This is a genomic window from Verrucomicrobium sp. BvORR106, from assembly GCF_000739655.1.
In the GTDB taxonomy this organism is placed as follows: domain Bacteria; phylum Verrucomicrobiota; class Verrucomicrobiia; order Verrucomicrobiales; family Verrucomicrobiaceae; genus Verrucomicrobium.
The window spans coordinates 16,518-36,842 of the sequence record NZ_BATR01000083.1; the positions used below are offsets into that span (position 1 = coordinate 16,518).

Below are 20,325 nucleotides of genomic sequence, written 5' to 3' on the forward strand. Positions count from 1 at the left end.
TAGATGATAATCTGGTTCAACCAATGCGAATTCTGGGATTACTTTGATAGAGTTTCCCCGCTGATACGAATCGACTATGTGGGATGGTGCTGTTTCCGGCTATCCTTTGAAGAGTTGCGGTCCAAGATCGGGGCGATAGAGCCGAATGAGGATTTGCGGGGCGAGGATGACCTGCCAGGACCAGTGTCACGATGGTATGGCAACTTGGATGGGGTGCCAGTTCTCCTCGATTTCGAACACTCTGACCCAGGAGGAGAGAGTGTTGTCATTCATCATGGCGTGCGTGAAGGGGCTCGGGATCAGGTCAGGCGTGAATTCGAAAACTGGGGGCTTGAGTGGAGTGAATCTCGTGAGTTGTGAGATTCGTCGATCGAGTCAACCGCACACAGACAATGGCTTCTCACCTGCCCAATCTTGCTTCCATGTGGACACCAGCGAAAGTTGAGACCCGACGTGTCGAACTCGATCTAAGTGGGTCGGGGCAGGGGAGTTGCGTGGTCACACAGGTGATCTGCGATGACATCGCAATCTGCAATGCTGCCAATCTCACCGATTGGGACGCAAATTCAGTACAGGTGGAGTTGTGTGAGTTCTGTCGCGTTCCCGGCTGCAGTTCGGGAGGGCGGGTGGCGATTCGCCGAGTATCCGACAGGGTGCTGTTGATCCCAGACTTTGCTACGATGGTGGAGAAGGGGGATCAGTCTGAGGAGTGGGCGCCACCACGATGGATGGTAAAGCGAGGAGTGCTTGCCCTTTCGAGGGCGCAGTGGGATTTGATCCAGGCGTCTTCTGCCAACGCTCTCATCTTCGATTTGATCAAGCACGCGTCAGTCGGGGACCTGCTGCGGATATTTCACTTTCAGGCTCCACGTGTGTTCCTGCCCGACTATCTCCAACCTTTGATGGCAAAGTGGGAGTTGATCACTTGTACCAACGGCCACAACTCCGAAAACGATCTTCGACATTTGAAGCGGTTGTTTTCGGATCCCGCTCACTTTGACGGGTTCGAAATCTGCAATCCCCGTCCAGATAGCTACACGGTCTCCGTCTTTCTGGATCTGCCATCCGATGCAGAGTGGCTCGTGTTTTCTTCTGAAATCGAGCCAGCGATTCGGCTCTCTGATGAACTGTATTTCCGTCCGATCCCATGAAACCCAATCCAAGATCTGTGTATGGCAAAGTCCGCTTCGTCGCGTTTGGCGAGGACTACAAGGTGCGCGTGGTGAGGGTGGGCGGAGATCTCAGTGTGCGAAGGGTCAGCCTGGGGGCTTTTAGCCCTGGCCTGTGGGAAGAGGTGAAAGTGGGGGAGGACTTCAAGATTCGTATCGTGAAGATGGGTGAGGATTTCACCGTCCGCTATGTGAGACTGGGCGAGGGCTGACTGCATCCATCAACGCATCATGAAACGCTGTGAAATGGAAGCCTTGGCCGCCTCATTGTGCGACTATCTGTGTTCGAGGAATCACGACATCACAGGCTGGTGGGGCATCGGGCGGCTTTGTGAGATCGCTGAACGGAAGAGGAAGCCTGCCTTCAGCTTCAAAGTGCGGCCGGGTGAAGTTCTCTGGATCTACGGCTACGAGGTCTCCGGTTCGCGGAGGATAACGGACAGGCTGGTGAAGCATGGCCTGAACTCCATCGAAGGGAGGATCTCATTTCTCCCTGCAGGTCGCTATGGCAACGGGCTCAAGAGGTTCTATTGCACTGTCGCCATCGCTGTCACTCAGGACGGCAGGACCGGGCTTGCGATGCGTCATGTCGAGTGCTGGCCGCACGACTCCTTTCATGAGTCGCGGGGTGCAAACTTCAAATACGAAACTTCAAAAATCAAATCAGAACCAAGAACCAAGAACCAAGAACTCTCAAGCCGCCTTCCCCGTGAGTGGCACGACCTCTTGGTGCTTTCCTAAAACCCAGCCGCTCGCGCGATAGGTCTTCAGGAGACGGGCGGAGTCCTCTGCGCGGGCGAACCACGCTACTTTGGTGAGGGCATCGGCCAGCATGGCGGTGGGGGCCGCGACGGTGACGCTGCGGCTGCCGGGATTGGCACGGCGGGTGTGGGGATGGATGAGCGGGGCCACCCAGGCGCCCTCGGGCATCTTCTTGCGGCTGAAATAGCTGCCGGTGGTGGCCAATGCACCGTCCTTGAGCTGGATGGCATGGTGCGAGGTGCCGGGCTCTGAGGGATCTCGCAAGTTCACCAGTTGCGACTTGGCACCGAAGACGCGCAGATCGCCGCCGGCGTTCACAATGCCACTGAGTCCGCCGATGCCGCGGAGGATGTCCACGGCCTTGTCCACGGCGAAGCCCTTGGCAATGCCGCCCACATCCACATAGGCGCCGCCGTAGAGACGGGCCTGGTGATTGTCATAGAGCTTGATGATGCCAAAGCGGCACAGCGGCGGCACCTTGGTGCCCTGCCCGGGCAGATAGCCCAGATGCAGCAGGGAGCCGGCGATGCACACATCAAAGAGTCCTGCCGTATCGCTCTTCAGATTCTCTGCACAGCGCAGCACCTCGATGGTCCAGGGATGCAGTGGCACGGGACGACCGCGCCCGTCCGTATTGAGACGGGAGATGTCGCTGTGCGGATCGTGAAAGCTCATGAGCTTGTGCACGCGCTCGATCTCGGTGAAGGCGGCTCCAGCCAGCGTGTGCAGCGTCTTTTCATCGCGCTTGCCCTCCAGCGTGATCTCCACCAGCGTCCCAAGGAGGGGGCGGGCGCGTTTGATACGGTTGTACTCCGGCATGGCAGTGGGGCAGAAGAGGAGAGGCGGGGAGGACGGTGACCAAGTCTCAGCACACCGTGAAAGCGGTGGCCGGCACAGGGGAGGGGTTCGAGAAGGCAACTGCGTGCGTGTGCAGCAGGCGGCGCACGCCAGCGGTGATGCTGCTGCAGGAGAAGGTGGCGCCACTCACGTGGCGGATGTCCCCGCCCACAGTGAGGTCGGAGTCCACCGTCGCCCCTACGAACTGCTTGCGCCAGGAGGCGTTGCGCACCTGCTGGCCATAGGCTTCGCGGTACTCCATCACCTCGATCTGCTTCACCTGCCCGCTGGAGGCGATGCCGCAGGCGTAGGTGATTTCCTCATTTTTACCCGTCACAGTATCGAGGAAAAATACGCCGCCACCCGCCGTGCGCCAGGCGCGGACATGACGGTCTTTCACCTTCACCCCGGAGGCCAGCTCCACCTGACGCTTTTGGCGCTCGCTCAGGTTCACGGAGGATTCGGTGAGAGTCTCCCCGGGAAAGATCAGCCGTTGGGCCTGTTCCAGGCTCAGAAACACCTCGGCATGGCAGACCAACGGGGCCACGGAGAGGCTGGCGACGCTGGCGATAAAACGAACAGTCATGACGGGAGAGAGAACCCTCGGGCAGTCGAGGCGGGTAGAAAGTGTTTATTGAGACAGGATCGCAAGAGTAGTGCATGAAATTCATCACCCGGTCAACCATTATCTGCGAACAAGTCTCAATAACCGATCCGAAGGGGCCTCTTCCCTGGTTTTACCCCTGAATTCGCCTTCGTGGGCACCCGGGGGGAATAAATTCCAGCATCCAAGCGCAACCTTTCCACGCAAAAAGTTGTGTGACCGCGCCAACGCTGCTAACGATGCCTCTCGCCACTTACGGCGGCGTGGTCACGAGGCGTGACTGGGCCGGGTGGCCTGCCAGCGGGGACCGGGATGTCCCCTTGTTTGAGTGTCCCATGGATCAGGAATCGGATGAAAACCTCATGCTACGTGTTGCCGCGCGGGATCAAGCCGCGTTCGGAGCACTGTACGACCGGTTTTCTGGCTCCCTTCACGCGCTGGTGAGGCGCATTCTGGAGGACGAGCAGGAGGCGGTGGAAGTGCTACAGGAGGGGTTCCTCTACCTGTGGGAGCACGCGCCGTCTTATGATCCCACCCGCAGCAAGGCCTTCACCTGGTCTGTGGTCATTTTCCGGCACAAGGCCATCGACCGCCTGCGTGCCCTGCGCCGTCGCACCCGCGTGGCGGACAAGGCGGCGGAACTGCTGCCTCCCCCCGATGCCTCCGCGGAGCGCTCGGATCACGCTGCGGACCGTCAGGAGCGCGCCGATCTGGTGCGTCAGGCGCTGCTGGCCCTGCCTGAAGACCAGCGCAAATGCATCGAATGGGCCTTCCTTAAAGGCTACACCCATCATCAATTGTCAGAACTTTTCGGAGCCCCCTTGGGCACGGTGAAAACGCACATCCGCCGCGGCCTGGTACGGCTGCGCGACTTGCTGAAAGGAGGTCTGTCATGACGGATCGTCAGGAAGAACAGGCCGCCATGTACTCGCTGCATGTGCTGGATGAGCATGAGAAGCGCATCCTGCGCAGCGAGATGAAGGTGGACGCCCGCCTCCGCGAGGCTGTGGCCGAGTTTGAGGAAACCGCTGCCGAGATCGCCCAGCTGCTGCCGGAGGAGGCTCCTCCACCGGAGCTGCGTGCGCGCCTCCTTGCGGAGATCCGCCGTTCCAAGCGCTCCAACATCGTCACTGGTGTCATCTTTGGGCTCATCCGCAGTCCATGGGTGGCCTGGGCTGCCGCGGCGGGATTGGCCTTTGGGGCCTTCCGCTTGTGGGAGGAGAAGCAGCAGATCGCCGCTCAGATCCCGGCCCTCCAGGCCAGTGAAGTGCGAGCCAAGGCTGAGACCCTACTGGCCGAGCAGGCCAAGACGGAGCTTCAGCAAAAACTGACTGCCGCCACTTCCGATACCACGGCCCTCACGGCCGAGGTGGCCCGGCTCAAGCAGGCTAACGCTGTCTCCAGCATGGAGATCGCAACCCTCCGCTCTGGCATCAAGCGCTATGAAGAAGGCGTGGCCGTGGTGGTGTGGGACAGCAACGCCCAGCAGGGCCAGCTGAAGATGGACAAGATGCCGCCCGTGCAGCCCAACAAGGACTACCAGCTCTGGGTCATCGACAAGGGCAAGACCAAGCCGGTGGACGCTGGAGTGGTGAAGGTGAACGATCGCGGTCGCGCCACCATCACCTTCAAGCCCGCCCTGCCCATCACCGACGCCTCCCGCTTCGCGGTGAGCGTGGAGAAGGAAGGCGGCGTGCCAGAAGGGGAAGGCAGCATCATCATGATCAGCCCTTAGGTCCAGTGCGTCAGTGGGCGGTGCGTCAGTGCGTCAGTGCGTCAAGGTGTTGGGGCTGGAGTCGTACTTGGTGCGGGTTCCAGCCTGCCTCGCGCTGGGTGCTCGTAGCTGTTCGTAGTACAGGCTTCAGCCTGCCGCAGGGGAGATTGGGCGTGTCTTGATCACGCCATGTTGCCGGAACGGTCAGCAAAAGGAGCGAGGGGCATTCCTGTCCCGGTCCCAGCTCAACCTATCTTGCCTGGACGGCCTTCCACCCCTGCCAGCTCCAACGGAGAGGGTTGGAGTTCCGCGTTTACGCGGTCACGCCCGCGAGATCCATGATGCGTTTGAGTGAGGCGACGTCCAAAGGATCTTCCGCAGGCTGAAGCCTGGACTCCGTACAGAGCCAAGCTTCCGCAAGCTGTTAGACACACAACGACCCATCCAGCCCCAACACCTTGACGCACTGCCCACTGACGTACTGGCTCAGACGCACTGCCCTACTGGCTCAATTTCCGCTTCAGCAGGTAATACAGCGTCTCCAGCCGCCCCACCTCGGCACCGGCATTCGCCGCGCGGCGGAGGGGTTCGCCCCAGATGGCGTCGAGCTCGACTTCGCGGCCTTCTTCGAAGTCGATGAGACTGCTGGTGCGGTAGCCGCCCATGGCTTTGGTGGACTTGATCATGTCATCCGCCAGGGAGGTGGGGATCTCGCAACCCAGCTTGCGGGCGGCGCCGATGACCTCGTGCATGAGGGCGCGGACGAGGTAGGTGAGGGAGTCATCGCTTAGAATCTGGGCGGTATCCAACCCCGTGCGCCCCTCACCCCCGACGATGGACAGCCCGTTGAAGGGGATGTTCCACACCAGCTTGCGCCAGCGGGCGGTGGCCAGGCTCTCCTCCACGGTGCAGACGATGCCGCAGCGTTTGAACTCGGAGGCGATCTCATGCGTGCGCGGTTGAGGCCAGCCGGAGTGTTCACCCATTGCGATCAGCCCCTGTGCCAGGTGCTCGATCACACCCGGGGCGGTGCGGTTGATGCACACGTGGCACAGACCTCCCAGCACCCGGTGAGCACCGTAGCGCTCCGCCAGCAGTTCCTCATTGCCCAGGCCGTTTTGCAGCGTGAGCAACATCGTGTTCTCATGCAGGAGCGGCGGGATGATGTCGTGCAGTGCCTCGTTGGAGGTGGTCTTGAGCGCGATGATGACCAGATCACACGGGCCGATCTCCGCCGCCGTGCGGTGCACCTTCACTCCCTGGAGATGGGCGTCGCCCTGCTTGCTCAGGATCTTCAGGCCGTGCCGCTTCACGTGATCATAGTCGCTACGCATGAGGAAGTGCACGTCCCGCCCGTACTGGGCCAGACGCCCGCCGTAGTAACAGCCCACGGCACCGGCGCCCACGATGGCGATGCGGTAGTTGGGCAAATGATGATTGTGGAGAGCCATGAGAGATTGAGGAAAGGAGCAAGAAGGGTGTATGCGACGCCCATCAGGGCATGAAGCCGTCATTTTGCCTACGCCTCAAGCGGTTCCCACGTTGCACCTGCGCCGGGGCGTGGCATGATCCAGCGTAAATGTCGGAGCCACCCCGCCGCCGTCGACGCAATCCTGTACCCGAACACCGCTGGTTCGACGAGGACGAGGAGCAAGAGGCCGTATCGCCGCGTCGTCGCGAGCGGGATCGGGATCGGAATCGTGCCCGGGACGAGGAAGGCGAAGTGGAGCGTCCTCGTGAACGAGGAGGTGATCGTAGCCGAACCCGCAAGGAGACTTCACCATCCGGCAATGAGCCGCAGCAGGAGAGCCAGGTTGGCTGGGGACCGCCTTCGAAGCTGACCTGGGTGCTCTTTGGTCTGCTGGCCACGGTGTTGGGTGTCTTTGCCTATCTGCGGGATGAAGCTCCTCCGTTCGACAGCGATGTCATGCCGGGGCCGGCGGAAGGCAGCCCTCCCTCAGACATGGCGGCCGTGCGTCGCATGAAGGCCATGCTCTCGGCTGCGCAGTCGGTCCGTCGTGAGGGGCTGCCCACCACACCCGTGTGGCAGTGGGATACGCCCACCCTCTCTGCCCTGCTGGAGCAGCACAGTGCCGTGCTGGATAATTTTCGCGATCTGCTGGAGGAGAAGGACCTGGAGTGGCAGCCCCGCTCCATGGAGTGGAAGAAGGCCGACTTCGGTGCGGACCGTGCCTGGCCTGCGGTGGTGCTCATGAAGCAAGTAGAGAGCGCCTACCTCGCCCGTCGCGGGCAGGAGGAGGCGTCCTTCCTCGCTGCCATCGATCTCGCAGTGCTCGGCGGCTTGCTGGAGCAGTTGGACGCCTGGCCCTCGCTGATGGACCGCTCCCTGGCGTTCCATGAGGCCTCAACTGCCTCCCTGGCTGAGCTGCTGCGCAACACCCAGCTCGACGCAGCCCGGCTGAAGCGGCTGCAGGAGGTGGAGTTCAAGCCTTTCATCCCCTCCATGGACCGCCTGCGTGCCGCCATGAAGGGCTTCTACGCCTATGAACGCAAGCTGCTCATCGGCCCCGCCCCTGATGAACCGCCGTTGCCGCCGTATTATCTGCCGGCGCGCACCGGCTGGGTGTTCTTCAAGCCCCATGCCACGCTCCGCCAGTTCGCCGACAGCTTCCGCGAGCTTCAGAAGGAGCCTGTCCTGGCCGCCTATGCACGGGGTGGGAAGATGTCCTCCCGCCTGGAGCACCGCCTGCCCACCCGGCGGCCGCTCTTTGACCCCAACTGGTCCGGCACGGAGTATTACCAGTCTCGCATCGGGTTCTATGAAACGCTGCCTGACCGCGTGCACATTGCCCGCTTCCGCCATGACGCGGTGATGACCCTCTTCGCCATCCGCCGCTACGTCGTCACCGAGGCCCGCCTGCCCGCTACTCTGGACGCCCTGAAAGGCAGCTACATCGACTCCGTGGGCATCGACCCCTACACCGGCGAGGCCCTCCGCTACAATCCCGAAAAAGGCTGCCTCTACTCCATCGGCAGCGACTACCGCGATGATGGCGGAAAACCGGGCCCGGTTGCCTTCGCTGATGCCGAAGAGCCCACCGTGGCGATTGGCATTGGCATGGCCCGGGCGGGGTGAGGACGGTAAATCAGTAATTCGGTAAAACGGTAATTCAGTGCGTCAGTGCGTCAGTGCGTCAGTGCGTCAGTGCGTCGGTGCGTCGGTGCGTCGGTGCGTCGGTGCGTCGGTGCGTCGGTAGGTTGCGCGAGTTATCTCATGAACCCGGAGGGTTCGCCATGCGTAGCCATGGGTCGGCCGAGTGAAGCGAGGACTACCCATGGAAAGGGACAGGGCGAAATCTACCGCGGCGCGGTAGGCCCATGGCGTGTTATGCCCCCCCGCCTCCAACCCCGCCCCTGACATTCTCCCACGGCCCACTGGTTTACCGTTTTACCGTTTTACCGAATTACCGATTTACTGAACTACCGATCCTCCGGATCGCCTCGCGCCCGCCCACATACTTGGCCGTTTCCGCTGCCAGCTCACTGGCCAGGCGGGCACAACGTTGCGCGGGCCATTGCTGCATCCATCCGTGGAGAAAGGCTCCGTGATACACATCGCCGCAGCCCGTGGTGTCCACCACGTCCGCGACCGCCACGGCGGGTTCATGAAACGATGCCTCCCCGCGCGGCCAGATCCATGATCCCTTGACGCCATCGGTGATGACCAGCAGCTCGGGGGAATCTCCGCGCAATGCCTCTGCCGCTGCCTCCAGGCTCGAAGCTCCGGTGAACGCGCAGGCAAACTCCCGCGCCAGGATGCGCAGGCCGCTGCCCAGCACCAGATCGCGAATCGATTCCCGATATCTCCCGGCTCCGCCGTCGAATGACACCGGCACTCCGGCCTCCTTCGCCCAGGCCAGCACTTGGCGCGCCGTGTTCTCGTGACGGCCGTTGAGGTGCACCAGACCTACTTTACCAAAGGATTTGCTTAGAATGACCTCAGCATCCGGCTCGGGGCAATCCGCGGGTTGGAAAAAAATGTGCCGCGCTCCATCGCGCTGCCGCACCAGGATGTGCGCCAGCGCCGAGCGCGCGCCCGGATGGATGGCGATCGACTCGGTTCGCACTCCCAACATCCGCAGCTCTTCCAGGATCGCCCGTCCGGTGGCATCGTCCCCCTGCGTGTCCAGCAGTCGTGCGGGCGTGCCCAGCGCCGCCATCACGCACAGGGCCGTGGCCACGGGGCCTCCGCCTTGCTCACTCATCCCCAGGGCCTGGGTGACGCCATCACCCGCGGGAAACTCTGGAACCACCACAAACCGGTCCCACGTCGCGGCTCCGATCCCAAGCACCTCACGGGCATCTGTGGCCGGGTCCGTCCCATGGGCTGAAGTGTAAAACATGTGCAGAACTTAAGTCGAAAAGTGAAAAATGATAGCCAGCCGGAAATACAGCCGTAGCCCTCAATTCTCGGTTGTCATCCTACTTCACCTCTCCCAAACTCCGCGCCCATGAGTCAAAGTCCTGCATTAACGTCAGATAACACTCCATGGTGGAAGGGCCTCACCGGCTACCACTGGTTCGTCTTCGCCATGGCATCCCTTGCCTGGATGTTCGACTGCCTTGATCAGCAGCTCTTCATTCTCGCCCGTGGGTCGGCGATGAAAACCCTCCTGCCTGAGGGGTATGACGCCAGCCTTTACGGTGGCTATGCGACGTCCATCTTCGTGGCCGGTTGGGCAACAGGGGGGCTGATCTTCGGCTCCGTGGGCGATCGTATTGGTCGCGCCAAGACGCTCACCATCACGGTACTCATGTACTCCGTTTTTACCGGTCTCTCGGCGTTGTCCAAAGGCTGGATTGATTTTGCCATCTACCGCTTTATCACGGGCCTCGGAGTAGGCGGTGTCTTCGGCCTTGCCGTGGCTCTCACTGCTGACGCCCTTCCTGACCACGCCCGTGCAGGCGCTCTCGGTACGCTGCAGGCGCTTTCCGCCGTGGGCAACGTTGCTGCAGGTCTCATTAGCATGTGGGTGGGCGGCCTGGTGGAAGCGAAAACCATCAGCCCTGATTTCTCCTGGAAATTGATGTTCCTGGTCGGTGCCGCGCCAGCGTTCCTGGTGGTGTTCATTCAGCTGAAACTGAAGGAGCCTGAAAAGTGGGTCAAGGCCCGTGAAGCTGGCCGCGTGGCCGGGGTGGCCTTCGGGTCGTACAGTTCCCTCTTCGGCGTCGCTCGCTGGCGTCGCTCCGCCCTTCTGGGCATGGTGCTCTGCGTAGCAGGTGTGATCGGCCTTTGGGGTATCGGGTTCTTCAGCCCGGAACTGGTCGGCGGGGTGATCGAGAAGTCCTTGGTTGAGGCCAATGTACCGGCCAATGAGATCGCTGGCGCCAAGGCTCGCTGGATTGGGATCAACTCCATTGTCCAGAACATCGGTGCGTTTATCGGCATGATCCTCATGACGAAGTTGGCGCAGAAGATGGGGCGCAAGCCCGCCTTCGCCATCGCCTTTGTGGCCGCCCTGCTGGCCACCGTGGGCTTCTTCCAGTTCTTCGGCGGCAAAGGTGACGTGTGGATGAGTGCCATCATGGGTGGGTGCCAGCTCGCGCTGTTTGCCGGCTTCGCCATCTATCTCCCGGAACTCTTCCCCACCCGTCTGCGCAGTACCGGCGTCAGCTTCTGCTACAACGTGGGTCGTTTCGTGGCAGCGAGTGGTCCCTTCACGCTGGGTGCCCTTCAGGCGCACCTCAAGGCCGGGGCGACCACGACCGAAGCGAAGCTGGATGCCTTCCGCAACGCGGCCACCTACATGAGCGGCATCTTCCTCCTTGGGTTGGTTGTGCTGTTGTTCCTTCCTGAGACCAAGGGCAAACCCTTGCCGGAAGACGCGTAGTACTTGTTCCAGTTTCTGGATCTCAAGGGGAGAAGGTCGCGAGGCCTTCTCCCTTTTTCTTTTTTGCAATCCACCGGGTGATCACACTCGCAGAACGTGGCGGAACACGCTAGCCTGCCGCCATGACTGCCCTAGAACTTGCCGCCTCCGCCCAGAGCGACCCCGCTCCGGCGGATGATCTCTCTGAAGAGGCCAAGGCCCTCTGGTACACCAAGAAAGGTGACTGGCACGAGGCCCACGAGATCGCCCAGGACATCCACACCCCCATGGGCTCGTGGATCCATGCGCTCCTCCATCTCATTGAGGGGGACATCGGCAATGCCGGCTACTGGTATGCCAAGGCTCGCAAGCCCGCCAAACGGCCGGCCGAGATCGATGCCGAGTGGAACACGATCGCACGGGAGGTGCTGGGATCATGAGCAACGGCGAAGTTTCCCCTCCACCCGTGCCGGAGTCTCCCGCTGGCGGTCCGCCGCCGCTGCCCGGGCACGTGCCCATGAAGGCGCGCTGGATCACCTGGGTGCTCGTCTCGGTGTTGCTGCCGGGGCTGCCCTGGCTCTTTGCCGAGGATGACAAGGATGGGTCCATTCATTTTGCGCTCCTTGCCATCGCGCTCCTCTCCCAGTTGGCGGCCTCCATCTGGGTGGGCGTCGGGCTCGGCAAGAATCGCGGCAACAGCGGCGGCGCTGCGGTCGGCTTCTCCATCGTCTTCATGCTCGCCAGCGTGGCCATCGGTACCGCCGTCTGGTTCGTCGCCTGCATTGGCTTCCTCTCCACGCAGAACTGGCACTAGCTCAGTTCGCCAGTCGCACCCTTCCTCCCTTCCTTCCCTACCCATGTCATCCCGGACGCCTGCGGGCTCGAGCACCCTGCTCAAGCAAACCACCTCCCGGTGCCCGGTCTGCGGGACCAAGTGCCCAGCCCGCGTGGTGAAGCGGGGCGGGCAGGTACACATGGAGCGTACCTGTGCTCTCCACGGTGACTTCAGCGCCTGCCTGGCCAGTGACGAGCGCTTCTACTGGCTGGCTCAGGGCAGTGATGACAACCGCAGCGGCTCCTGCTGCTCAGGCGGGGCGTGTTGCTCCGCCGAGGGCGCACCCGCAGGCACGCTGGGGCGCAATGCCGCTGGCCGGGAGGAGGGCCCCTTCGAGGTGCTCTCCACCTGCCTGGCCCTGATTGAGATTGTTAACTCCTGCAACCTCGCCTGTCCCACCTGCTACGCAGACTCGCCCATCGGCACGGGCATGAAGGTGGATGCGGTGCCGCTGGAAGAGATCCAGGCCCGCGTGCAGGGCGTGGTGGATCGCAAGGGCGGCATCGAGATCCTCCAGCTCAGCGGCGGGGAACCCACGCTGCACCCGCAGCTCTTTGAACTCTGCGCCTGGCTCAAGGCGCACCCGAAGATCGACTTCACGCTGATCAATACCAACGGCGTGCTCCTTGCGAAGGACCCGGACTTCGCGAAGCGTCTCAACGCGGCCTTTCAGGGCACCGGCGTGCAGCTCTACCTCCAGTTCGACGGCGTGCAGAGCGCCGGACAGAAAGCCCTGCGGGGCGGGGATCTGCGCGCCATGCGGGAGCAGGCCCTGGCCAACTGTGCCGCCGCGGACCTGCCTGTCACGCTGGCCATGGCCGTGACGTCGGACAACCTGCCCAACCTTTGGGACGCCGTCAGCTACGGGCTGGGCCAGACCTCCGTCCACGGCATCACGTTCCAGCCCGTGTTTGAGAGCGGGCGTGGCTTCGCGGCTTCGGCGAGAGCACCTCAGGACGCGGCGGCGGCCGCGTCCCCCTTCCAGAAGGTTGTCCGGGCCAAGACAGACCGGCTGAATACGGCGGACATCCTGCTCAATGTGGTGGCCCAGTCAGGCGGCAAACTCAAGTTCGAGGACTTTACACCGCTGCCCTGTGGCGATCCCAACTGCGCCACCATCGGCTACCTCATCCGCCAGGGTGTCAACGTCTGGCCCGTGAGCCAGTTTCTGGATTTCACCCAGCTCCAGGGCTTCCTGCAGGACAAGATGCACTACACCCTGGATGACCTGGCCAAGTGCGGATGCGACAACACCGAACTGGGCGAGCTCCTGAAGCTCATGGAACGCACCCGGAGCATGGCCTTCCGCATCATGGTCAAGCCCTTCATGGACGCCTGGACCTGGGACGAGGACCGCATCGACCGCTGCTGCACCCACGTCATCAGGCCCGATGGCAAGCTGGATTCGTTCTGCCGGTACTATTCGGGTTTCCCGGATGCCAAGCTGGCGCCGTGAGGCCCGCTGCGCGGGAGACGCCAGACTGCCAGACACCAGACGCAAGACCTGAGACGGGGGGGAGACCGCAGGGGAAAGGGAAATGTATATCCCTTTGGGAACGAGCTGAGGGCTGAAAGCCCGGAATCATACCAGCCTTGGGCGAAGCCCAAGGTAATCAAGAAAAAAGACGTTGAGGGCTGTAGGCCCGGAGTTATTCAGGGGAGCTCATCGTGGGCAGATTTGATGAGGCCGGGCCTTCAGCCCTCTGTGGGATCTTGATGCCATCTCCTTGGGCGTTGCCCAAGGCTGGTATGATGCCGGGCTTTCAGCCCTTCTGAGAGGGCATCCACGCGCTATACATTTGCGGATGCGTCGGATCATCGCCACCGGGGGGTGTTGGAAATAACTAAACACCTCCAATGTTCATAAAATGATCATTTAGCGGTTCTAATTCATCACATTCTCCTCCCAAGATTCTCGCTGTCGCGCCCGTAGATCGTAAATGAAACGGCGCACACTCATGTCCTTGGCCCTTGGGGCCACGGCTCTGCCCGCGGCGGAGCCTGACGCGGACTTCTTTATCGAGGGCTATGCGGGCAAGGTCAGCGTGGCCCAGGGGGAGGAGGTGCCGTTACACATCACCACCAGCGAGGCCGCCTGTGAGATCGAGGTAGCCCGGCTCGGCGCAAAACGTGAGGTGGTCTGGCAGAAGTCCGGCGTGGCTGGGAAGCGGCAGACCATTCCAGAGGACGCCTCCGCCAAGGGCTGCGGCTGGGCAGAATCGATCCGTGTGCCGGTGGGGGCGGAGTGGAAGTCTGGCTACTATGAGGTCCGCCTGAAAATCGCGGATGCCGGGGGCAAGTGGACCCTGCGCAACCGTCGCACCGCGGAGTCGTCTGCCTTCTTCATCGTGCGGCAGGCCCGCCCTGGCAGCACTTCCAAGATCCTGCTGCAACTGGCCACGAATACCTACAATGCGTACAACAACTGGGGTGGGTTCAGCATCTACGCGTACAACAGTCTTTCCAACAACGCAGGCCACCGGGTGAGTTTTCAGCGTCCGGCTGCCTCGCAGTATTCCCGCTGGGAGCTGCCCTTTGTGCAGTGGGCGGAGGCCAATGGTTATGTGCTGGAGTTCGCGGCCAACAATGATCTGGAGCATCACCCGGAGATGCTCGCCAGCTATCAACTGGTGCTGAGCGTGGGCCATGACGAGTACTGGTCCACTCCCATGCGGGACGAGCTGGAGGACTGGATCGGGAAGGGGGGCAACGTGGCCTTCTTCAGTGGGAACACCTGCTGCTGGCAGGTGCGCAATGAGGACGGCGGCAATGCCTTCACCTGCTGGAAGCAGAATTATCACCTCGATCCCACCTTCGCCACGCGTGAGTACAAGACGCTCAGCACGCTGTGGAGCCATCATCTGGTGCAGCGTCCGGAGAACCAGCTCACTGGGGTGGGCTTCCTCTGGGGCGGCTACCGGCGCAGCCACGGCCAGTTCATGGAGGAGCCGGCGGCGTACAAGGTGCATCGCCCGGACCACTGGATCTTTGCTGGCACCGGCCTGCGCCGCGATGATGATCTGGGCGGCAAGGACACCATCGTGGGCTATGAGTGCGATGGCTGCGAGCTGGAGTGGAAAGACGGGCTGCCCTTTGCCACCAGTCGCGATGGCACGCCCAAGGGCTTCGAGGTGCTGGCCACCTGTCCGGTGAGGTGGCATCCAGATGATGCAGAGTGGTATGAGCGTTGGGAGAAGGGGCGCATCGGTGCGGCCTGCCTGGGGCTCTACACCCGTGGCGGCACGGTCTTCACCGCCGGCACCACCGACTGGGCCCATGGCCTGCAGGGTGGGGATGCGGCGGTGCAGCGCATCACACGGAACATCCTGGACCGCTTGTCGCAAAAGCCCGTCTAATCTAAACCCCAGCCTTCTCTACTCTGTGCGACATTCCCTCTGTATCTTCACTCTGAGCCTCGGCTGGGCTGGTCTCGCTGTTGCGCTGACACCCGGGGAGGCGGCCAAACGCGCCCCTCTGCCGGAGGCGGCCCGGCATGGTGGTCTCCTCTTTGCCGATCTCAATGGCGATGGCCATGAGGATCTCATTGTCTCCAATCCCCGGCAGTATGGTGTTTACCTCTATAACCCGGTGGAGAAGAAGAACGTGCAGTGGCAGCGGGGTTGGACGGAGGTGCTGCGGGAAGGCGTGGCGGGGGATGCGCTCACCCTGCCGCTGTTGGTGGATGGCGAGGGCAAGGCCACTGGCGTAGTGCTCGACGCGGGTGCGCTGAAAAACGCGCAGGGCAAGGTGCTCATGACCCGGCAGGAACTGCTGCGCGTGCCGGGGCCGCCGTCGCTGTCTGCGGAGGATTCCCTCAAGAAACTCCAGTTGCGCGCGGGCTACACAGCAACTCTGGCGGCAAAGGAGCCTCTCGCGCAAGATCCGGTCTTTGTGGACTGGGATGAGAAGGGGCGCATGTGGGTGGTGGAGATGGGAGACTATCCCTTCGCTCCTGGTGAAAAGACCTCCGATGGCAGAGGAGGGGAGGGCAAGGTGTCGCCCTTGCAAACCGGCCGCATCAAGATCCTGGAGGATACGGATGGGGATCATGTCTATGATCGGGCCACGCTCTTCCTGGACGGGTTACGCCATCCCACCGGGCTCGCCTTCTGGAAAGAGGGCGTATTCATCTCTGCCATCCCGGACATCCTGTATGCTAGGGATACCGATGGGGATGGTAAGTGCGACCAGCGCGAGCCGTGGTTCAAGGGTTTTACAGCAGGCAATCCCCAGCACCTCGTGAACGGCTTCTCCTGGGGGCAGGATGGCTGGCTCTATGGGGCGAATGGCGACAGCGGAGGCGAGGTGGTGAGCGTGAAGACCGGCCGCAAGGTCAGCCTGGGCACACATGACTTCCGCTTTCATCCAGACACGGGAGAGTTTCGGCTGGAAACGGGTCGCTCCCAGTATGGCAAGTGGCGGGATGACTACGGCAACTGGTTCGGCAACAACAACGCGACGCTCGGTTGGCACTATCACATCCCCATGAGCTACATGGAGGCGCATCCCGACAAGGTGCCCGCGTCCATCCGCACGGTGCTCAATCCGGATGTGAAAGTGTTTACCGTGAGCCCTCCGGTGAAGCGCTTCAATCACGCGGGAGCCACCCATGTGCTCACCGCCGCGTGCTCGCCCATGCCGTGGCACGATGGCGCGCATGACTCCCTGCTCATCTGTGAGCCCGCCAACAATCTCATCCGCCGGGATGTGCTGGACTATGCGACGTTCCCCCTCACCAGCAGCCGCCACCCGGATGATGCGGAGTCGGAGTTTCTCGCCAGCGCGGACAACTGGTTCCGCCCTACCCAGGTGCGTGAGGGGCCGGATGGCGCGCTCTATGTGGTGGACATGTACCGCATGGTCCTGGAGCACCCGGAGTGGATCCCCGCCGGTATCACCCGCGGCATCGATCTGCGGGCAGGGGAGGAGCTGGGGCGCATCTACCGCATCGCTGGTCCCCCCGTGAAATCAGGGACCCCGGCTCGGGCTTTGGATCCCCAGTCTGCCATGCGCTCCAGCATCCGCTGGCAGCGGGACACCGCACAGCGTCTCCTGCTGGAGAAGCGGGATCTCACCGCTATGCCATGGTTAAAGGAAATCGCCAACGATGAGGCGTTGCCTCAGCCGTCCCGTCTTCAGGCCGCCTGGACTGCCGCCCTGCTGGATGAATCGCAACGGCCCGCGTTGATCCGTCTTCTGGTGTCCTCTCATCCCAGGGTGCGCGGGGCCGCGCGGGTGGCCGCAGGCAGCCAGGACATTCATCCTGACGAACTCGCCGCCTGGTTCCCTGCCCGTGTGGCTCCTGGTGCCGCATCCTCGAATCTGCCGGTCATCACCCGTAGCGATCCCGACCGCGCCCGGGTGGTGAAGGAGTACCTGGCCAAGATCGCGACTCTGGAGGGAAATGCAGAGCGGGGTGAGAAGGTCTATCAGAAAGCCTGCATCGCCTGTCACCAGCTCGGCCGTGCCGGGGTGGAAGTGGGGCCGAATCTCGCCACCGTGGCCGCAAAGCCGGTGGAACAGATCCTTGAGGCCATTCTTGACCCCAATCGCGCCGTGGAGCAGCGCAACGTGACCACCCAGATCACCAAGAAAGACGGCAGTATTCTCGCCGGGCTGATCGCCGCCGAGACACCAGGAGCCATCAGCCTCCGCCTCCCCGGCGGCGTGGACCTGCCCGTGCCGCGGAGCGAGATTGGTTCGATGAAAACTTTGCCGATATCATTGATGCCCGATGGCCTGGAGAGCATCGTGTCGCCCCAGGACATGGCCGATCTGTTGGCGCGGTTGCGGAAGATGTGAGGGGGCGGGAAGGGAAGCTGGGGAGCGCACGCATCCTGCGTGCTGTTCTCGGCATCTTGCCGAGAACGTCAGTCAGCGCCTCATCACAGAGATCGCATCCAACCAGCAACCAACTCCCGCCGCAGAAAAGGTAGAAGAGCCGTCCCGGCTCTTGGGCCCAGCATGTGAGTGGTCGATTGAATCTCACCATCCTGTTGATCTGCCTGCCGACCGCTTTGCTTCCTCGGTCCCGCGACCGGCTGCTCCCACCGCAACCAAGAGCCGAGACGGCTCTTCTACCTTCCCTAAAGCGTGCGCTCCCCACGGAAAATTCCCAAGACACATCCAACGAATGCGCGATCATTCGCCCGAATCACGCACGCTCGCGCTCCCCATTCCCAATTCCTAATTTTTCCTCCTCCCCGTGCATTGGTCCGACTCCCTCAGCGCCTCACCGCCCTATCGCTGGACGCTCCTCGCAGCGCTGGCGCTGAGTGCGACGTACTGGTGGATCCGCTCCCGGAAAAACCCTGCGATGCTGCCGGTGTACATCGGTGCCCTGGGGGGCGCGTTCTTGGGGGCGAAGGTGCTCTACTTGCTGGCGGAGGGCTGGCGGGACTGGGACATGGCTGACCGGTGGTTCCGTCTGGCAACAGGCAAGACGGTGGTGGGCGGCCTCCTGGGCGGCTATGCCGGAGTGGAGTTCATGAAATGGGCCATCGGCTACCGGAAGTCCACGGGGGATGCCTTTGCCCTGATCGCACCGCTGGGGATCGCGCTGGGGCGGGTTGGGTGTGTGCTTCAGGGCTGCTGCCTGGGCCTGCCCACCACGAACCGCCTGCTGGCCCTGCGGGATCCTGAAGGGGTGCCGCGCTGGCCCTCGGCTCCAGTGGAACTCGTGTTTCAACTGGTCATGTTTGGCGTGCTCATGGTGCTGCGGAAGCGGCCGGCGTGGCAGGGGCGTCTCTTCTTTCTGTACCTGCTCTGCTACGGCATGTTCCGCTTTCTGCATGAGTGGATGCGGGTCACGCCCAAGCTGGGAGGGGTGCTCAGTGGGTACCAGATTGCCGCCCTAGTGATGGTCGGGCTGGGGGCGTATATGCTGCATCGCAGAAAAAAGATGGCACCCGTGTAACGTTGGCGATGTAGTGCCTCAAGATGAGGTAGAGCCCGCTGCCATGAACCCGCCCTCCTCTGCCGAAAACTCCCTCCCGTGCCCCAGGTGCGGGGCTGCCGTCACGGCTGAGGCACCTGGCGGCCTGTGCCCGGCCTGCCTCATGGCGGGGGTGATGGAGACGGAACCGCTGCCAGCCCATGCGATGCCTGCGCCGCAGCCGGAACTGCTCGCCCGCGCGTTTCCCCATTTGCAAATCCTCGAGCCCCTGGGGGCTGGCGGCATGGGCCGGGTGTACAAGGTGCGCCAGATCCAGATGGACCGGCTCGCGGCCCTGAAGGTGCTGCCCCCAGAACTGGCGGGCGATCCCGCGTGGGTGGAACGTTTCCATCGCGAAGCCCGCGCCCTGGCCCGGCTCAATCATCCGCACATCGTGCAACTCTATGACTTCGGTGAGAGCGAGGTCCGCGTGGACACGCCGCGCTTCGCTTACCTGCTCATGGAGTATGTTGACGGTGTGAACCTGCGTCAGGCGATGAAGCAGGGCGGGCTGACAGCGCAGGAGGCCTTGTTGATGGTGCCGAAGCTCTGTGATGCCCTGCACTACGCCCACGAGCGCGGCGTGCTGCATCGCGACCTGAAACCGGAGAACATCCTGCTCGACTCTCAAGGGGCCATCAAGATCGCGGACTTTGGTTTGGCCAAGTTTGTCCTGCCTGGGGAGGCTTCTGCACGGGGCACCTTTCTCACCCAGAGCGGCATGCAGCTCGGCACCATGGCCTACATGGCCCCGGAGCAGGTGGAGCATCCGGAGGATGTGGACCACCGGGCAGATATCTACAGCCTCGGCGTGGTGTTTTATGAAATGCTCACCGGCGGTCTGCCCCTGGGGCGCTTTCCTGCTCCCAGTGAGCACAGCGGGGTGGATGCGCGGCTGGACGGCGTGGTCTTCCGTACGCTGGAGAAGCAGCGGGAAAGGCGGTATCAGGATGCCGGGGAGGTCAGTACGGATGTTCGGACCATTGCTTCATCGAACTCGGCTCCGAAATCGCATCCCTCTCCTGCGGAGAAGATCGCCGGTTCCCGTCGTGGTTCCTGGTGGCTGCGGGGCTGTTTGATGGTGCTTGCAGGCATTTTTCTCCTCCTGCTGATCCCGATGCTGCTTGGCATATTGGCCTACACGCAGCACCACCGGCGGGCCGTGCCGCCAGGGCAGGAGAAGGTGTTGCCCATGAGCGATCTCTCCCGCATGGGCACCCATGTGCTGATGGATCCGAAAGACCCTCCCGGTGGCGATGGCTCCATCCGGATCGAGGGCCGGCAGGGGGCGGTGATCACGGTGGGGGATCTGGAGGGCATCAAGGTGGTTCAAGGAGAAACACTGTGGTGCGAGGCCAGGATGAAGTGTCGCGACCTGGCGCAGGGCGGTCTGCTGGAAATGTGGTGTGAACTGGCTGACGGCACCCGCATGGCAGTGAAGGGAACCGACCAGGTCCTGCAGGGTACCCAGGACTGGCGCACCATCCGCCTGTTTCTCAAGGTGGGCCGGCCGGTGGAGGTCAGGCGAGTGCTGGTGAATGTCGCCTTCAGCGGTGTCGGCACAGTCTGGGTGGATGACATCCGGTTCACGGCGGAACCTTCCGCGCCATGAGGCATGAGCTTTTTCCCAACGCCCACT

17 protein-coding genes are annotated in these 20,325 nt (G+C 62.5%); 13 read left to right on the top strand and 4 right to left on the bottom strand.

The window, feature by feature from the left end:
- Positions 1-392 precede the first annotated feature (392 nt).
- Positions 393-1,151: a hypothetical protein gene (locus BV106_RS38445; protein WP_265595627.1), complete on the top strand. Its 759-nt coding sequence runs from the start codon at positions 393-395 to the stop codon at positions 1,149-1,151.
- Positions 1,148-1,381 carry a hypothetical protein gene (locus BV106_RS12630; RefSeq protein ID WP_051945708.1) on the top strand — a complete coding sequence of 78 codons (234 nt, stop codon included), beginning with the start codon at positions 1,148-1,150 and terminating at the stop codon, positions 1,379-1,381. Before BV106_RS38445 ends, BV106_RS12630 begins: the two co-directional genes overlap by 4 nt.
- A 481-nt stretch (positions 1,382-1,862) precedes the next feature.
- Here BV106_RS12630 and BV106_RS12640 read toward each other — a convergent pair whose 3' ends face one another.
- Both BV106_RS12640 and BV106_RS12645 read right to left on the bottom strand, forming a co-directional pair.
- Positions 1,863-2,750, bottom strand: a complete 888-nt coding sequence (locus BV106_RS12640; RefSeq protein WP_050030059.1) for an FAD:protein FMN transferase — start codon at positions 2,748-2,750, stop codon at positions 1,863-1,865.
- Between the two features lie 46 nt (positions 2,751-2,796).
- Positions 2,797-3,354: an FMN-binding protein gene (locus BV106_RS12645; RefSeq protein WP_051945710.1), complete on the bottom strand. Its 558-nt coding sequence runs from the start codon at positions 3,352-3,354 to the stop codon at positions 2,797-2,799.
- Between the two features lie 257 nt (positions 3,355-3,611).
- Here BV106_RS12645 and BV106_RS12650 point away from each other — a divergent pair, with 257 nt between their 5' ends.
- Positions 3,612-4,268: a sigma-70 family RNA polymerase sigma factor gene (locus BV106_RS12650; protein WP_081891696.1), complete on the top strand. Its 657-nt coding sequence runs from the start codon at positions 3,612-3,614 to the stop codon at positions 4,266-4,268.
- Positions 4,265-5,107, top strand: coding sequence for an anti-sigma factor (locus BV106_RS12655; protein ID WP_038165150.1), 843 nt, complete (start codon positions 4,265-4,267; stop codon positions 5,105-5,107). The genes BV106_RS12650 and BV106_RS12655 overlap by 4 nt, the downstream gene beginning before the upstream one ends.
- Before the next feature lie 479 nt (positions 5,108-5,586).
- On the opposite strand, the gene BV106_RS12660 is transcribed toward BV106_RS12655, so the two are convergent.
- Positions 5,587-6,537 carry a 2-dehydropantoate 2-reductase gene (locus BV106_RS12660; protein ID WP_038165153.1) on the bottom strand — a complete coding sequence of 317 codons (951 nt, stop codon included), beginning with the start codon at positions 6,535-6,537 and terminating at the stop codon, positions 5,587-5,589.
- A 128-nt stretch (positions 6,538-6,665) separates the two neighbouring features.
- Between BV106_RS12660 and BV106_RS12665 the strand changes: the two genes are divergently transcribed.
- A complete protein-coding gene (locus tag BV106_RS12665) occupies positions 6,666-8,183 on the top strand; it encodes a hypothetical protein (RefSeq protein WP_038165156.1) in 1,518 nt (505 codons plus the stop codon).
- Between the two features lie 328 nt (positions 8,184-8,511).
- Here the strand turns inward: BV106_RS12665 and BV106_RS12670 are convergent, their stop codons facing one another.
- Positions 8,512-9,450, bottom strand: coding sequence for a PfkB family carbohydrate kinase (locus BV106_RS12670; RefSeq protein WP_051945712.1), 939 nt, complete (start codon positions 9,448-9,450; stop codon positions 8,512-8,514).
- A 108-nt stretch (positions 9,451-9,558) separates the two neighbouring features.
- On the opposite strand from BV106_RS12670, the gene BV106_RS12675 reads away from it, so the two are divergent.
- The 8 genes from BV106_RS12675 (at position 9,559) to BV106_RS35490 (ending at position 20,298) form a co-directional block, all read left to right on the top strand.
- Positions 9,559-10,938: an MFS transporter gene (locus BV106_RS12675; RefSeq protein WP_051945714.1), complete on the top strand. Its 1,380-nt coding sequence runs from the start codon at positions 9,559-9,561 to the stop codon at positions 10,936-10,938.
- Between the two features lie 122 nt (positions 10,939-11,060).
- Positions 11,061-11,357 (top strand): hypothetical protein, encoded by a 297-nt coding sequence (locus BV106_RS12680; protein ID WP_038165162.1) that lies wholly within the window; start codon positions 11,061-11,063, stop codon positions 11,355-11,357.
- A complete protein-coding gene (locus BV106_RS12685) occupies positions 11,354-11,731 on the top strand; it encodes a hypothetical protein (protein ID WP_265595628.1) in 378 nt (125 codons plus the stop codon). Before BV106_RS12680 ends, BV106_RS12685 begins: the two co-directional genes overlap by 4 nt.
- A gap of 43 nt (positions 11,732-11,774) precedes the next feature.
- A complete protein-coding gene (locus tag BV106_RS12690; protein WP_038165167.1) occupies positions 11,775-13,208 on the top strand; it encodes a radical SAM protein in 1,434 nt (477 codons plus the stop codon).
- A gap of 502 nt (positions 13,209-13,710) precedes the next feature.
- Positions 13,711-15,108 carry a N,N-dimethylformamidase beta subunit family domain-containing protein gene (locus tag BV106_RS12695; RefSeq protein WP_265595629.1) on the top strand — a complete coding sequence of 466 codons (1,398 nt, stop codon included), beginning with the start codon at positions 13,711-13,713 and terminating at the stop codon, positions 15,106-15,108.
- Positions 15,109-15,133: 25 nt separating this feature from the next.
- Positions 15,134-17,554 (top strand): PVC-type heme-binding CxxCH protein, encoded by a 2,421-nt coding sequence (locus BV106_RS12700; RefSeq protein ID WP_038165169.1) that lies wholly within the window; start codon positions 15,134-15,136, stop codon positions 17,552-17,554.
- Between the two features lie 403 nt (positions 17,555-17,957).
- Entirely contained in the window at positions 17,958-18,668 is a 711-nt protein-coding gene (locus tag BV106_RS12705) for a prolipoprotein diacylglyceryl transferase family protein (RefSeq protein ID WP_051945717.1), read from the top strand.
- 43 nt (positions 18,669-18,711) lie between these two features.
- Entirely contained in the window at positions 18,712-20,298 is a 1,587-nt protein-coding gene (locus tag BV106_RS35490; RefSeq protein WP_081891698.1) for a serine/threonine-protein kinase, read from the top strand.
- Positions 20,299-20,325: the final 27 nt, after the last annotated feature.

Excerpts from the sequence above, each read along its gene's own strand:
- BV106_RS38445 (WP_265595627.1), top strand. The coding sequence starts at position 393 with ATGGCTTCTCACCTGCCCAATCTTGCTTCCATGTGGACACCAGCGAAA.
- BV106_RS12630 (WP_051945708.1), top strand. The coding sequence starts at position 1,148 with ATGAAACCCAATCCAAGATCTGTGTATGGCAAAGTCCGCTTCGTCGCG.
- BV106_RS12640 (WP_050030059.1), bottom strand. The coding sequence starts at position 2,750 with ATGCCGGAGTACAACCGTATCAAACGCGCCCGCCCCCTCCTTGGGACG.
- BV106_RS12645 (WP_051945710.1), bottom strand. The coding sequence starts at position 3,354 with ATGACTGTTCGTTTTATCGCCAGCGTCGCCAGCCTCTCCGTGGCCCCG.
- BV106_RS12650 (WP_081891696.1), top strand. The coding sequence starts at position 3,612 with ATGCCTCTCGCCACTTACGGCGGCGTGGTCACGAGGCGTGACTGGGCC.
- BV106_RS12655 (WP_038165150.1), top strand. The coding sequence starts at position 4,265 with ATGACGGATCGTCAGGAAGAACAGGCCGCCATGTACTCGCTGCATGTG.
- BV106_RS12660 (WP_038165153.1), bottom strand. The coding sequence starts at position 6,537 with ATGGCTCTCCACAATCATCATTTGCCCAACTACCGCATCGCCATCGTG.
- BV106_RS12665 (WP_038165156.1), top strand. The coding sequence starts at position 6,666 with ATGTCGGAGCCACCCCGCCGCCGTCGACGCAATCCTGTACCCGAACAC.
- BV106_RS12670 (WP_051945712.1), bottom strand. The coding sequence starts at position 9,450 with ATGTTTTACACTTCAGCCCATGGGACGGACCCGGCCACAGATGCCCGT.
- BV106_RS12675 (WP_051945714.1), top strand. The coding sequence starts at position 9,559 with ATGAGTCAAAGTCCTGCATTAACGTCAGATAACACTCCATGGTGGAAG.
- BV106_RS12680 (WP_038165162.1), top strand. The coding sequence starts at position 11,061 with ATGACTGCCCTAGAACTTGCCGCCTCCGCCCAGAGCGACCCCGCTCCG.
- BV106_RS12685 (WP_265595628.1), top strand. The coding sequence starts at position 11,354 with ATGAGCAACGGCGAAGTTTCCCCTCCACCCGTGCCGGAGTCTCCCGCT.
- BV106_RS12690 (WP_038165167.1), top strand. The coding sequence starts at position 11,775 with ATGTCATCCCGGACGCCTGCGGGCTCGAGCACCCTGCTCAAGCAAACC.
- BV106_RS12695 (WP_265595629.1), top strand. The coding sequence starts at position 13,711 with ATGTCCTTGGCCCTTGGGGCCACGGCTCTGCCCGCGGCGGAGCCTGAC.
- BV106_RS35490 (WP_081891698.1), top strand. The coding sequence starts at position 18,712 with ATGAACCCGCCCTCCTCTGCCGAAAACTCCCTCCCGTGCCCCAGGTGC.